The organism is Leclercia sp. LSNIH3 (assembly GCF_002935105.1).
Classification (GTDB): domain Bacteria; phylum Pseudomonadota; class Gammaproteobacteria; order Enterobacterales; family Enterobacteriaceae; genus Enterobacter; species Enterobacter adecarboxylatus.
The window spans coordinates 726,869-739,767 of record NZ_CP026387.1 but is presented as its reverse complement, the minus strand read 5'-3'; the positions used below and the strand labels follow the sequence as shown (position 1 = coordinate 739,767).

Annotated in this window: 13 protein-coding genes and 1 tRNA gene; 6 read left to right on the top strand and 8 right to left on the bottom strand. The window is 54.1% G+C overall.

Features of this window, described 5'->3' with window-relative positions; all coding sequences use genetic code 11:
* Nucleotides 1–115: 115 nt before the first annotated feature.
* Nucleotides 116–2,170, top strand: coding sequence for a DNA helicase IV (gene helD / locus C3F35_RS03685; RefSeq protein WP_103792016.1), 2,055 nt, complete (start codon nucleotides 116–118; stop codon nucleotides 2,168–2,170).
* Nucleotides 2,171–2,275: 105 nt separating this feature from the next.
* On the opposite strand, the gene mgsA is transcribed toward helD, so the two are convergent.
* On the bottom strand, nucleotides 2,276–2,734 hold the full coding sequence (gene mgsA / locus C3F35_RS03680; RefSeq protein WP_032617409.1) for a methylglyoxal synthase: 459 nt from the start codon (nucleotides 2,732–2,734) through the stop codon (nucleotides 2,276–2,278).
* Between the two features lie 79 nt (nucleotides 2,735–2,813).
* Complete coding sequence (csgI, locus tag C3F35_RS03675) at nucleotides 2,814–3,476, bottom strand: curli synthesis inhibitor (RefSeq protein ID WP_032617410.1); 663 nt, start codon at nucleotides 3,474–3,476, stop codon at nucleotides 2,814–2,816.
* Nucleotides 3,477–3,647: 171 nt separating this feature from the next.
* On the opposite strand from csgI, the gene C3F35_RS03670 reads away from it, so the two are divergent.
* Nucleotides 3,648–4,061, top strand: coding sequence for a CoA-binding protein (locus C3F35_RS03670; protein ID WP_059308340.1), 414 nt, complete (start codon nucleotides 3,648–3,650; stop codon nucleotides 4,059–4,061).
* Nucleotides 4,062–4,098: 37 nt separating this feature from the next.
* Here the strand turns inward: C3F35_RS03670 and hspQ are convergent, their stop codons facing one another.
* Nucleotides 4,099–4,416, bottom strand: a complete 318-nt coding sequence (gene hspQ / locus C3F35_RS03665) for a heat shock protein HspQ (RefSeq protein WP_103792017.1) — start codon at nucleotides 4,414–4,416, stop codon at nucleotides 4,099–4,101.
* Nucleotides 4,417–4,476: 60 nt separating this feature from the next.
* Nucleotides 4,477–5,667, bottom strand: coding sequence for a 23S rRNA (cytosine(1962)-C(5))-methyltransferase RlmI (gene rlmI / locus C3F35_RS03660; RefSeq protein ID WP_032617413.1), 1,191 nt, complete (start codon nucleotides 5,665–5,667; stop codon nucleotides 4,477–4,479).
* Nucleotides 5,668–5,944: 277 nt separating this feature from the next.
* Here rlmI and yccX point away from each other — a divergent pair, with 277 nt between their 5' ends.
* Nucleotides 5,945–6,226, top strand: a complete 282-nt coding sequence (gene yccX / locus C3F35_RS03655) for an acylphosphatase (protein ID WP_059308338.1) — start codon at nucleotides 5,945–5,947, stop codon at nucleotides 6,224–6,226.
* Here the strand turns inward: yccX and tusE are convergent.
* Both tusE and yccA read right to left on the bottom strand, forming a co-directional pair.
* Nucleotides 6,223–6,552: a sulfurtransferase TusE gene (tusE, locus tag C3F35_RS03650; protein WP_032617485.1), complete on the bottom strand. Its 330-nt coding sequence runs from the start codon at nucleotides 6,550–6,552 to the stop codon at nucleotides 6,223–6,225. The genes yccX and tusE overlap by 4 nt on opposite strands.
* Before the next feature lie 86 nt (nucleotides 6,553–6,638).
* Nucleotides 6,639–7,298, bottom strand: coding sequence for an FtsH protease modulator YccA (yccA, locus tag C3F35_RS03645; RefSeq protein WP_032617416.1), 660 nt, complete (start codon nucleotides 7,296–7,298; stop codon nucleotides 6,639–6,641).
* Nucleotides 7,299–7,565: 267 nt separating this feature from the next.
* On the opposite strand from yccA, the gene C3F35_RS03635 reads away from it, so the two are divergent.
* The 3 genes from C3F35_RS03635 to C3F35_RS03625 all read left to right on the top strand — a co-directional run bounded on the left by C3F35_RS03635 (nucleotide 7,566) and on the right by C3F35_RS03625 (nucleotide 10,605).
* Nucleotides 7,566–9,194 (top strand): ABC transporter substrate-binding protein, encoded by a 1,629-nt coding sequence (locus C3F35_RS03635; RefSeq protein ID WP_059308337.1) that lies wholly within the window; start codon nucleotides 7,566–7,568, stop codon nucleotides 9,192–9,194.
* Nucleotides 9,195–9,339: 145 nt separating this feature from the next.
* A tRNA-Ser gene (locus C3F35_RS03630) sits at nucleotides 9,340–9,427 on the top strand.
* 173 nt (nucleotides 9,428–9,600) lie between these two features.
* Nucleotides 9,601–10,605, top strand: a complete 1,005-nt coding sequence (locus C3F35_RS03625; protein WP_032617418.1) for a LacI family DNA-binding transcriptional regulator — start codon at nucleotides 9,601–9,603, stop codon at nucleotides 10,603–10,605.
* On the opposite strand, the gene C3F35_RS03620 is transcribed toward C3F35_RS03625, so the two are convergent.
* Both C3F35_RS03620 and C3F35_RS03615 read right to left on the bottom strand, forming a co-directional pair.
* Nucleotides 10,598–11,482: an NAD(P)-dependent oxidoreductase gene (locus C3F35_RS03620; RefSeq protein ID WP_032617419.1), complete on the bottom strand. Its 885-nt coding sequence runs from the start codon at nucleotides 11,480–11,482 to the stop codon at nucleotides 10,598–10,600. The genes C3F35_RS03625 and C3F35_RS03620 overlap by 8 nt on opposite strands.
* A gap of 51 nt (nucleotides 11,483–11,533) precedes the next feature.
* A complete protein-coding gene (locus tag C3F35_RS03615; protein WP_059308334.1) occupies nucleotides 11,534–12,889 on the bottom strand; it encodes an NAD(P)H-dependent oxidoreductase in 1,356 nt (451 codons plus the stop codon).
* Nucleotides 12,890–12,899: the final 10 nt, after the last annotated feature.

Here is a 12,899-nt window from a genome sequence, read left to right as displayed (position 1 = left end):
AATTCTTTCCATAATGTTGAAGCCCTGCTGATTGTAACGTTTTTTTGCGCTGGAGCACCTGAAAACTGGCAGTTAAACTATCAGGCAATAATTCACGTCGTGGATCGGGCTGGACATGGAACTGAAAGCAACTTCGTTGGGCAAGCGCCTGGCACAACATGCGTACGACAAAGTCGTTCTGCTCAACGCCGGGGTAAAAGTCTCCGGCGAACGTCACGAATATCTCATTCCCTTTAACCAGCTGCTGGCCATTCACTGTAAGCGCGGCCTGGTCTGGGGCGAGCTGGAGTTTGTCCTGCCTGAAGAGAAAGTGGTGCGTCTGCATGGGACGGAGTGGGCGGAAACCCAGCGTTTTCATCACCATCTGAACACGCTCTGGCAGCAATGGAGTGCTGAAATGAGCGAGGTGGCGGCGCAGGTATTGCAAAACGCGCTGAATGACATTACCACCAGCAATGAGCAAAACAGCTGGCTGACGCGGGAGAAAACGCTGGGCCTGCAGCAAAAAATTAATCAGGCGTTGCAGGCGCTGCCGCTGTCGGTCTCGCGGCTGGACGAGTTTGATAACTGTCGGGAAGCCTGGCGCCAGTGTCGGGCCTGGCTGGAGGATATTGACCAGAGCCGGCTGGCGCACAACCAGGCGTGGACCACCGCCATGCTCAGCCAGTATGCCGATTTTTTTGCCGGTATAGAGTCATCTCCTCTTAACCCGGCCCAGGCCCGGGCCGTGGTTAACGGCGAGCAGTCGCTGCTCGTGCTGGCGGGAGCCGGCAGCGGGAAAACCTCGGTGCTGGTGGCGCGGGCGGGCTGGCTCCTGACCCGCAATGAAGCCGTCCCCGACCAAATTTTACTCCTGGCATTTGGCCGCAAAGCGGCCCAGGAGATGGATGAGCGAATCGAGGCCCGGCTGCACACCCGCGACATTACCGCCAGAACATTCCACTCCCTGGCCCTGCACATCATTCAGCAGGGGAGTAAAAAGGTGCCGGTCGTCAGCCAGCTTGAGAATGACACCGTGGCGCGGCAAAAGATCTTTATCGAGGCCTGGCAACAGCAGTGCAGCGAGAAAAAAGCGCAGGCCAAGGGCTGGCGTCAGTGGCTGGAAGAGGAGCTGGAGTGGAGCGTGCCGGAAGGGAGTTTCTGGCAAAACGAGAAGCTGGCGCGCCGACTGGCCCCGCGGCTCGATCGCTGGGTGAGCCTGATGCGGATGCACGGTGGCGCTCAGGCTGAGATGATTGCGGGCGCGCCCGAAGAGATCCGGGCCTTGTTCTCAAAACGGGTGAAGTTAATGGCCCCGCTGTTAAAAGCCTGGAAAACTGCCCTTAAGGAAGAAAATGCCGTCGATTTTTCCGGGTTGATCCATCAGGCCGTCATTATTCTTGAAAAAGGTCGCTTTATTAGCCCGTGGAAGCACATTCTGGTGGATGAGTTTCAGGATATCTCTCCTCAGCGCGCAGCCCTGCTGGCGGCGCTGCGGGCGCAGAATAAACAAACCAGCCTGTTTGCCGTCGGGGACGACTGGCAGGCGATCTACCGTTTTAGTGGTGCCCAGCTGTCATTGACCACGGCGTTCCATCACTATTTTGGCGAAGGCGATCGCTGCGATCTCGATACCACCTACCGTTTCAATAACCGGATCGGCGAGATCGCCAACCGGTTTATTCAGCAGAACCCGACCCAGCTGGCAAAACCGCTGAACAGCCTGTCGGCAGGCGACAAAAAAGCGGTCACCCTGCTTGCAGAGGATCAACTCGATGCCCTGCTGGATAAACTCAGCGGTTACGCCAGGCCGGAGGAGCGCATTCTGGTGCTGGCGCGATATCACCACCTTAAGCCCGCCAGCCTGGAGAAAGCCGCGACCCGCTGGCCGAAATTACAGCTGGATTTTATGACCATCCATGCCAGCAAGGGGCAGCAGGCAGATTATGTGATTGTGGTAGGGTTGCAGGAAGGGAGCGATGGTTTCCCGGCACCGGCGCGCGAATCGGTAATGGAGCAGGCTTTGCTGCCAGTGGTGGAAGATTTTCCCGATGCCGAAGAGCGACGATTATTGTACGTGGCGATGACCCGCGCCCGTCACCGCGTCTGGCTGTTATTCAATAAAGAGCAGCCGTCGCGCTTTGTGGAGATTTTAAAGGACATTGATGTGCCGGTGGCGCGTAAACCGTAGCGGTGTTTTACCCGGTGGCGCTGCGCTTACCGGGCCTACGGGACATGCGGTTTAGGAGTTTTGTAAGCCGGGTAAGGCGAAGCCGCTACCCGGCAGGGCGGGTATTTATTTCAGGCGTTCAGCCAGATAGCGCTGATAATCCGGGATCAATATCTCTACCTGGTCGTTGAACTGCGGAGAAGCAATAATAAAATCCGCCGTCGACAGGTTGGTGGCGACCGGAATGTTCCATACCGTGGCCAGGCGCAGTAGCGCTTTCACGTCCGGGTCGTGCGGGACTGCATTCAGGGGATCCCAGAAGAAGATCAGCACATCAATCTTTCCTTCCGAAATCTGCGCGCCCACCTGCTGATCGCCGCCCATCGGGCCGCTCAACATGGCATTGACCTGAAGCCCGGTTTCGCGGTGGATCAGATTACCGGTGGTGCCGGTGGCAGAAAGCTGGTGTTTTTCCAGCAAGGATTTGTGGCGCTGGACCCAGTTGAGCAGCATCTGTTTGCAGTGATCGTGCGCCACCAGCGCGATATGTTTGCGGTCCGGCAGTGTGCGAGTTGTGAGTTCCATAATCTCTATCCGTTAGTTAACTGGTTACAGATTACTGGAAGCACCTGACGCTGCAAGGGAAAGGGGTAAAAAATGCGGCTCAGGACGAGGGTTGTTGCTTCGCCCATTGCAGAAAACGGCTACGGGTCTCGGGATCGGCCTGGGCAAACCAGTATTTGAGCCGCTGCTCAGTCAGGTTCTGCGACTGCGGCGGCGGCATATCCAGCTCGGACACGCCAGATAGCAGCGTGCTGTCGTCGGCCATGGTGGTGGAGAATTGCGGTATTGAGGCGCTCTGTCCGGCTTTGTTATATCGCTCGGTATCGTATTCGTAATTCACGCCGGAAGGCGTATCGGTGATCGCCAGAATATCCAGCTTCACCGGAATCGGGGTCGCATCGCCATCCAGTAATTCAATATGCGGTGAATGATCAAAAAGTTGCGACTCTTTTTCTGTTTCCAGCCGGGGAAGACTAAAATTAACCTGACTGATGCGCTGGGTGTTGAAACTGGCGACCAGGGGAGGGGAGATATAGACCCGTTCTTCATGATTGCCGAGGCGAATGGTCTTCTCTACCCGAAACACAATCTGATGAGGGCCATTGTCCAGCTCGATGCTGTCCGCGCCGCGCAGCAGTGAACTGGAGACCTTTTTTCCGTCCAGTACCAGCAGATCGATGTCCGTAGAGAGCCGCAGCGTTGTAGCAAAAACGCAAACCGGCATGAGCAGCGCAAACAGACTCCAGGCAATGCCGGTTTTCATAAAAAACCCTCTTAAAAGACGCGCGTCATGAATAATGTATCAAATTTTTTCTTAAATCATATTTACTAACATATAGACATAATCTGGGCATTTGCCCTCATGCGGACGTATGGGATGGCAGGTTGCTTTCGCTGCATGAATATTGATGATGAATACGCCAGGAGGAAATCCATGAAACAGAATGATATTGCTGAGATCCTGTCCACCACCCGGACCATTGCGCTGGTAGGGGCAAGCGATAAACCCGACCGTCCCAGCTATCGGGTGATGAAATACCTGCTCGATCAGGGCTACCACGTGATCCCGGTATCACCAAAAGTGGCAGGTAAGACGCTGTTGGGCCAGCAGGGGTACGGCACCCTGGCAGAAGTACCGGAAAAAATCGATATGGTGGATGTGTTCCGTAATTCAGAGGCCGCGTGGGGCGTCGCGCAGGAAGCCGTTGCCGTCGGGGCAAAAACCCTCTGGTTACAGCTCGGGGTGATTAATGAACAGGCCGCGGAGCTGGCGCGTGACGCGGGGATGAATGTCGTCATGGATCGCTGCCCGGCGATTGAGATCCCACGTCTGGGAATGGCGAAGTAATAAAAAACCCGGTCAGCCACCGGCTACCGGGTTTTCGTTAGTTGCGCAGGCGCGGGGCCTGTAACTGTCTGCGGATCGTTTGCGCCAGTTCATCCATGGAAGGCTGTTCAGGGTGTTCATCCTGCTGTTCGCCACTCAGTTGGGCTTCGGCAAGATAGGTATGCACGGCCTGGCCTTCGTCGTCTTCCATCACCACGTGGTACCAGGGGGCGGCGCGGAGTTCTGCGTTCACCGCCAGCTCATCGGTTGACGGTTCATCGAGGGAATATTCCGGGTCGATATCCACGACCACGCCCAGGTATCCTAACAGGGAGTGGCGGACCTGCTGGCCGATACCGAATTTGCTGGCAATCATAGTCACCTCCCGGGAAACGTTACTTACACTATAGGTGAGGGCAACATTCCACTTTTCAAGTTACATGATGCGACAGGCAAATCCTTTCAGATACAGCCCTTCCGGATAGGTAGCGATCACCGGATGATCGGCCGCCTGACGGAACTGCTCTATAAATTGTACATCACGACCAGCATCTACAGCGGCATCCGCGATAATTTTCTGGAATAATTCGGTGGTCATCAGGCCGGAACAAGAGAAGGTCAGCAGCACGCCGCCGGGGTTAAGCAGCTGGATCGCAAGCATATTGATGTCTTTGTATCCACGGCAGGCACCCATCAGCTGGTTTTTGTTTTCCACGAACTTTGGCGGATCCATCACAATAACGTCAAACTTCTCGCCCTGGTCGCGGTATTTACGCAGCAGCTTGAAAACATCGTCGCGCACAAATTCGGCTTTGCTCAGATCCAGCTTGTTCAGTGCCACGTTCTGCTTCGCCACGTCCAGCGCTTCCTGAGACGTATCAACGCTGACCACCTGGCTGCAACCGCCCATCAGCGCCGAGACCGCAAAACCGCCGGTATAGGAGAAGCAGTTCAGCACGCGTTTATCAGCAACGTACTGGCGGGTCGCCAGACGGCTGTCACGTTGATCAAGGTAATAACCGGTTTTATGGCCACCCTGAATATCCACCAGCAGTTTCATGCCGTGTTCTTCAATCGGCAGCAGGGCTGGTGGCAGTTCACCGGTGACGGTGCCCTGAGTTAGCTCCATCCCCTCTTTTTTACGCACCGCAACGTCGCTGCGATCGTAAATGGCGCATTCAGGATACTGCGCCTGCAGGGCGCTGATTAACGCCGCACGCTGATATTCAGCGCCCGCGCTTAACAGTTGCAGCACCAGGAAGTTGCCGAAACGGTCGATGGTCACACCCGGCAGACCGTCGGATTCACCGGCGATCAGGCGATAGCTGTCCAGCCCGTCGCGTTTTGCCAGCCAGTCGCGCCACTGCTGCGCCTGCTGCAGACGACGAACAAAGAAATTGATGTCGATGGTTTCATCTTTATCGAAGGTCCAGACGCGCGCGCGGATCTGGGACGCAGGCGAGTAGGCGCCACGCGCTAACCATTTACCCTGATGGTCGACAATATCAATGGTTTCACCGAGGTTGGCTTTGCCTTCCATACGGGCGACCGCGCCGGAGAAGACCCAGGGATGGCGGCGCAACAAGGATTTCTCGCGCCCTTTGGCTAACACTAAACGTACACTCATAATTTACTATTCTGTCGATTCCAGGGAAATGGCGCGTAGAGTAGCACAGATGGCCGGGGGCAATCATCTGCGGGTACCGTTGAGCGTGGCGGCATAAATCAAAAATTATTCAGGCGAATTACCTGTTCGCAGCGGATGACACTGTTGTTGCCAGCCCGCGTTTTACAGCCCGTTTCCGACAACATTACGGCTGCTTAGCTAAAACGCTGGGCGAATCGCCCGGCCATAATTTGCTATTCTTTGGGTTCAGGGCCAGATACGGATAAGGGGACAGAACATGGCAAAAGTCTGCACAATCGCATGGGTCCACGGCACGGTTCAGGGCGTTGGCTTTCGTTACAGCACTCAGCGAGAAGCCACTGAACTGGGGTTGACCGGGTACGCGCGCAATATGGATGACGGTAGCGTCGAGGTGGTGGCCTGCGGCGAGGCGGAACAGGTCGAGAAACTGCTCGACTGGCTTAAAGCGGGCGGGCCACGTATCGCCCGGGTTGAGAAGGTTCTGTCAGAGCCGCATCAACCCGAACGGGATTACGTCAATTTTGGTATTCGCTATTAAATGCATTTCACGGGCTTAGGCAAGCCGGCGATCTTGGTCGCCTGTTTTGCCGGGCCTTTCGGGAACAGGCGATACAGATAACGGCTGTTGCCTTTCTCCTCGCCATACTTATTGGCCATCGCTTTTACCAGCATGCGGATGGCGGGGGAGGTGTTAAATTCCAGATAGAAATCACGCACGAAGCGCACCACTTCCCAGTGTTCTGGCGTGAGGGCGATCGACTCTTTTTCAGCAATGACCGCCGCCAGGCCTTCGCTCCACTGGCTGGTCTCTTTCAGATAGCCTTCGCTATCGGTCTCAATCTCTTTACCTTCAAAGTTCAGCATAATCATCACAGGTTTATCGAAAACCGCGGCAGTTTACCAAAAAAGAAAGCCCCGCATAAGCGGGGCTTTTTATACAGCACTATGGGTTAATCGCGGCTGGCGAAGCCCAGGATGCTCAGCAGGCTGACAAAGATGTTATACAGCGACACATACAGGCTCACGGTAGCGCGGATGTAGTTAGTCTCGCCGCCATGAATAATGTTGCTGGTTTCCATCAGGATCGCCCCGGAAGAAATCAGGATGAACACCGCGCTGATGGCCAGGTGCAGGGCCGGCAGCTGCAGGAAGATGTTCGCCACCATACCGATCAGCACCACGACGATGCCCGCCATCAGCATACCGCCAAGGAAAGACATGTCTTTGCGGGTGGTCAGCACGTAAGCGGAACAGCAGAAGAACACCAGCGCTGTGCCCCCCAGTGCCAGACCGATCAGATCGCCCATACCGGCAGACAGATAGGTGTTAAGCATTGGCCCCAGGATATAACCCAGGAAACCGGTGAAGGCGAACGCGGATAAAATACCCACCGGCTTATCAGCGGTTTTGTAGGTCAGGAACATCAGACCGTACATACCAACCAGCGTCAGAATCAGCCCCGGAGACGGCAGCATCAGCACCGTACTGGCGGTGGCCGTCAGTGCGGAAAAGGCCAGCGTCAGGCTGAGCATGAAGTAAGTATTGCGTAGCACCTTGTGGGTGCTGAGCAGCGATGTGCGGTCGCGTGAAGAACTAATAATACGATCCATGAGTCACTCTCTTATGACAGATGTAATTAACGGCAAGAATAGAAAACGACGCGCCGGTTACAAAGTGGTTTTACCCATCTTTACTCAGCGTCTTAGGGACAGAGCCAGCATGAAATTTTCCACAACGCGCCATATGCAGAACGAACCGCGGTTTGTCAGGATTAATCAGATCAAGCTCTTATAGGTCACTGAAATATATTGCCTTATTCCAGCCGCAACGCTAAGAGTTATTTTGCATCGTCAAAACTAAACTATAAGGCGAAGGACATGAAACCATCATCACGCGCTACATTTACACTCTCTTTGCTGACGACAGGGCTCCTTTGCGCAAGCGCAACGGCCTTTGCCGCCAGCGTACCGGCAGGAACAGAGCTGGCAGAGAAGCAGGAACTGGTCAGGAATAATGGCAATGAACCGGCATCGCTCGATCCGCATAAGGTCGAAAGCGATGTCGAATTCAATATTATCAGCGATTTGTTCGAAGGGCTGGTCAGCGTCTCGCCAGAAGGGGAGATCCAGCCGCGGCTGGCGGAAAAATGGGAGAACAAAGACAATACCGTCTGGACGTTCCATCTCCGCCCGGGCATTACCTGGAGCGACGGTACTGCCATCACCGCTCAGGACGTGGTCTGGAGCTGGCAACGGCTGGTGGATGCGAAAACCGCCTCGCCGTATGCCAGCTACCTCGGCAACATGCACCTGGTGAACGCCGCCGACATCGCCCAGGGCAAAAAAACGCCCGACACCCTGGGGGTCAAAGCCCTGAACGACACCACCCTGGAAGTGACGCTGACCCAGCCTAACGCGGCCTTCCTTGCCATGCTGGCGCATCCGTCGCTTGTGCCGGTCGATAAGGTGCTGATTGGCCGCTATGGCGATAAGTGGACCAAGCCGGAGCACTTTGTCAGCAGCGGGGCCTACACCCTCAGTCAGTGGGTGGTCAACGAACGGATCATCGCCAAGCGCAACCCGCGCTACTGGGATAACGCCCATACCGTCATCAACAAAGTAACGTACCTGCCCATCACCTCCGAAGCATCGGACGTGAACCGCTACAAGGCGGACGAAATTGATATTGTCTATACCGTGCCGATCAACCAGTTTGCCCAGCTACAAAAAACGATGGGCAGTGAGCTGGATGTCTCCCCGCAGCTGGCGACTTACTACTATGAGTTCAACACTACGCGTCCACCGTTTAATGACCCGCGCGTGCGCAAGGCGCTGAATCTGGCGCTGGATAAAGACATTATCGCCGGTAAAGTGTTAGGGCAGGGGCAGCGCCCGGCGTGGGTCATCAGCCAGCCGGATATCGGTGGCGTCAAACTCAACAGCCCGGACTACGCCAGCTGGCCGCTGGAGAAACGCATTGCCGAAGCGAAGAAGTTGCTGAACGAGGCGGGCTATAACGACAGCCATCCGCTGAGTTTCAAGCTGCTGTATAACACCTCGGAGTCGCACCAGCGCATTGCCATCGCCGCCAGCTCGATGTGGAAGAAAAACCTCGGCGTAGAGGCGAAGCTGCAAAACCAGGAGTGGAAAACGATGCTGGACACCATGCACACCCACAACTTTGACGCGGTGCGCTACGCGTGGATCGCTGATTACGACGATGCCGCCACCTTCCTGAATAACTTCCGTACTGGTGACAGCGAGAACACCAGCCAGTACAGCAATCCGGCCTATGACGAGGCGCTGGTCAATGCCGCAAAAGCGAAGACCACCGCCGAGCGCGGCACCTTCTACCAGCAGGCCGAAGATCTGCTGGCCCGGGACGTACCGGCGATCCCGGTCTACCACTACGTTCGCACCCACCTGATCAAGCCGTGGGTAGGGGGCTTCACGCCGGATAAGCTGGGTTACTATTTCACCAAAGATATGTACATCAAAAAGCACTAAGGCGCGGCAGTAAGATTTTGTGCTGATAAAATGGTCAGAATGTCGTCTATTCAACCGATTAAACGCATTTTGACTATTTTTCAGGCGAACGATTGTGCTCGTACTTTACAGCGCACACGGAGGTGTTTATAGTTCGCCTCACTTAGGAAGCGTGGCCGAGCGGTTGAAGGCACCGGTCTTGAAAACCGGCGACCCGAAAGGGTTCTAGAGTTCGAATCTCTACGCTTCCGCCAAATTAGAAAGCCCTGCGATAGCAATATCGCAGGGCTTTTGCTTTTTGATTTGTCTGTCGAATAACAACTCTGTGCTCATCCGGTCTGTTTATAGCCAAATATCAATGTTCATTGAAACATGATTGCTCTAACATGAAATTATCTATCCTGCGGACCTGAGGCTAAGTGTTGCATTGGTTGATAAAAAGAAAAGCACCATCAAAGATGTCGCTGCTTTAGCCGACGTTTCAATCGGCGTAGTGTCCCGCGTATTGAATCCCGGAACCGGTTCAGTTTCTGAACGTACCCGTCAGCGTATTATTGCTGCCATGCAAACGCTTAGTTATACCCCGCAGAGCGCCGCGCGCGAGCTCAAGACCAACCTGAATAACACCATCGGCTTAGTGGTGGCCGACATCAGTAACGAGTTTTTCTCTGAGATCTCTGATCTTATCGTTCGACGTGCTCGTGAACTGGCGATGAATGTCATTCTGGTCACGACTCAGGAAGATCCGCTTCTCGAGCGAGAAAGCCTGGAAATGTTGATGCAAAAGCGGGTCAAAGCCATCATCGCAACGCCGACAAGTGCTAATAAGGACATGTGGCAGTCGATCAGTGATATGGGGATCGCAATCGTCTTCATCGATCGCTATCTGGAAGATTTTACTCGCGCCAATGTGATTGGTTTTAATAATGAAACGTCCGCTCGACAGGCGACATCCTATCTGGCAGAACAGGGTCATCGGCGCATTGGATGGATAAGCGGGCCTCTTAATACCTCCACCTCTTTGCAAAGACTGGAAGGCTACAAGAAAGGCCTTGAGGCGAATGGGATTGAATGTAATACCCAGCTTATTGTGGTGAAAAATTTTCGCGATCCGCTAGCCAGCCAGTCGCTTGATGAATTGCTATCGCTTGAAGACCCACCGACAGCAATTATCATTGGCAATACCTCAATAGCGCCAGTCATTATGTCGCGTATTCGGGAGCTAAAGTTATCGATACCCGACGATCTTTCATTAATTGTTTATCATGACAGTCACTGGAGTCGACTGCTGAGTCCATCCATTAGCGTCATAAAACATCCCCTCGAAGAACTCGCTAATAAAGCGCTTTTGAGTTTATCCGGGGAACAGCAAACACCCTGTGAACTCGACAGTACCTTAATTAAACGTGAAAGTGTTTCCTGGATTAAATAAGGACGTTATTTAAACGCTGAATTTGCTTAATGATGGCGCAATGATCCAGCTCACCCTCTCCGGCATCAATCATCTGGCTAAAGAGTTGATTCACGGTTTCAGTCAAAGGGAGGGTCAAATCAAGTTGCTTCGCCAGTGCTACAGCACTACGCGTATCTTTAAGCTGCCACTTTGCAGCACCTCGCGCCTCAAAGTCTCCTTTAACCATTCGTTCGCCCTGGTGTTGCAGCAAGGTGGAATCTGCAAACCCCCCCAGCAGGGCTTCGCGTACCTTTGCCGGATCGGCACCGCCTTGTTGAGCGAGAGTAAATGCTTCCGACAATAAACTTAAGGTTCCGGCGACAATGATTTGGTTGGCAAGTTTTGTGAGTTGACCGGCTCCAACGCCTCCGACATGTGTCACTTTCCCCAGATGTGAGAGCAAAGGGCGAAGACTATCAACGATCTTTCTGTCACCTCCAGCCATTAATGACAGTGAACCCTTCTCTGCCCCTATCGTTCCGCCGGAAACAGGCATGTCGATATAGTGAGCCTGGACGCTGCTTGCCTTACGTGCTTGTTCAACAACAATGTCAGGGGAGAGCGTACTCATCATGATAATGGTGGTATTTTTACCCACGCTATGAAGTGCATCCTGGTTGAATATGACCTGGTCGCAGGCTGTTGCATCGCTCAACAGACAGATGATGACGTCACTGTCAGCAAGTAATTGCGCGGAAGATTGTTTGATCGTTATACCCGCGCGGGTTAATGGCAGCGCTTTTTCTGGCGACCTGTTCCACACCGCGACCGAATATCCGGCAGCGGCAAGTCGACGCGCTACCGGTTGTCCCATCAATCCGGTCCCCAACAAACCAATACGTATTTGACTCTTCATGTGTCCTCCAGATATCCCCGCAACTTAGGCCGTTACGGGGATTGCCATCATTTATAATCCCGCAAGACTGACCATTTGCTTACGCAGTTCGACGATGTCCAGATTGTTGTCAAAATGGACATCGCTGAAACGAATCGCCTTATCTTTTGCGACATCTTTCACCAGTCGGACATGATGGGCCAGCCCCATAGGCAAGAAGTCCTGCGCCACACTGATGCTGGCAGGTAAGGCATTGGCCCAGACGGTGAACCCACCTTCACCGTCCAGCATTTCACCTGCTTTAAGATCGCGTTTTGCCGTTGCAACCGCATCGCCTCTGAAGCTTAACGCGGTACCAGTAGCTTCTCCTCGTAATACCGCAGAGAGAATACTGATACTGGTTTCCAGACCAATCAGATGGAATGGGCGCCACATGGATGCGTACCAGCCACTTGGGTCAGTGAGTAATCCGTACTGTTTAAAACAGGCGCGACTATATTCATCGCGGGCTTTGAACGTCACGAAGACGCCGTAGCGTATATTGTTAAGCACCTCACGTCCGTCAGGCTCCTGACTGGCAGCGATATCAACAAGCCCACTTCGGCTCAGTCGCCCGCCATCCGACTCTGGCGAGAAAACGCGGGCCAGGTCATGCACCCCCGCAGGAGGAAATTCCAGCCCATTATCAGGGCAGTCTAATCCAGTCGCGTTGGCGACGGCGGCCATTTCGATAGCCGCTTTGGTGCCATCGGTAAACGAGTTATACATTTTAGGATTAAAGTCCCCGGCCGCGACCTCTTCGTCAGACCAGCCAAAAAATCCCCATACGGTATCCGGGGTAGAGTAACGGTACCGAGGCTCGTAATTCATTCCTTTACCCGCAGCAACGATTTCAAAGCCGCAGGCTTTAGCCCAGTCAACCAGTTCGCAAATGATCGCCGGCTGATCACCATAAGCCATGCTGTAGATCACCCCGTTCTGGCGCGCACGGTCAGCGATCAAAGGCCCGCACAGTACATCGGCTTCCACATTGACCATGACCACATGCTTGTGATGTTCGACTGCATGAAGAGCGTGACGCGTTCCTGCCAGGGGGTGTCCCGTCGCCTCCACAATGCAATTGATTTGCTCACAACGGATCAGCTGTTCTGCATCCTCCACGATGCAGGTGGTGCCTTCGCGTAAGGCTGCATCGATGTTTTGTGCCTGATACTGCGTTTCTGGCCATCCCACACGAGCCAGTGCTGCACGGGCTTTCTTAATATCGAGGTCTGCCACTGCCACCACGTGTAGCCCTTCAAGATGTCGCAGTTGGGCCAGTACCATCGAACCAAATTTGCCGGCGCCGATAATACCCACACGAACAGGTTGTGCTGAACCCGATTTTACGGCACAGGCACGCTCAGCTAACAATGCTGCTAAGTTCATTTTCTACTCC

Bases quoted from the DNA above. Each gene is read 5' to 3' on its own strand.
- helD (WP_103792016.1), top strand. From the start codon at position 116: ATGGAACTGAAAGCAACTTCGTTGGGCAAGCGCCTGGCACAACATGCG.
- mgsA (WP_032617409.1), bottom strand. From the start codon at position 2,734: ATGGAACTCACAACTCGCACACTGCCGGACCGCAAACATATCGCGCTG.
- csgI (WP_032617410.1), bottom strand. From the start codon at position 3,476: ATGAAAACCGGCATTGCCTGGAGTCTGTTTGCGCTGCTCATGCCGGTT.
- C3F35_RS03670 (WP_059308340.1), top strand. From the start codon at position 3,648: ATGAAACAGAATGATATTGCTGAGATCCTGTCCACCACCCGGACCATT.
- hspQ (WP_103792017.1), bottom strand. From the start codon at position 4,416: ATGATTGCCAGCAAATTCGGTATCGGCCAGCAGGTCCGCCACTCCCTG.
- rlmI (WP_032617413.1), bottom strand. From the start codon at position 5,667: ATGAGTGTACGTTTAGTGTTAGCCAAAGGGCGCGAGAAATCCTTGTTG.
- yccX (WP_059308338.1), top strand. From the start codon at position 5,945: ATGGCAAAAGTCTGCACAATCGCATGGGTCCACGGCACGGTTCAGGGC.
- tusE (WP_032617485.1), bottom strand. From the start codon at position 6,552: ATGCTGAACTTTGAAGGTAAAGAGATTGAGACCGATAGCGAAGGCTAT.
- yccA (WP_032617416.1), bottom strand. From the start codon at position 7,298: ATGGATCGTATTATTAGTTCTTCACGCGACCGCACATCGCTGCTCAGC.
- C3F35_RS03635 (WP_059308337.1), top strand. From the start codon at position 7,566: ATGAAACCATCATCACGCGCTACATTTACACTCTCTTTGCTGACGACA.
- C3F35_RS03620 (WP_032617419.1), bottom strand. From the start codon at position 11,482: ATGAAGAGTCAAATACGTATTGGTTTGTTGGGGACCGGATTGATGGGA.
- C3F35_RS03615 (WP_059308334.1), bottom strand. From the start codon at position 12,889: ATGAACTTAGCAGCATTGTTAGCTGAGCGTGCCTGTGCCGTAAAATCG.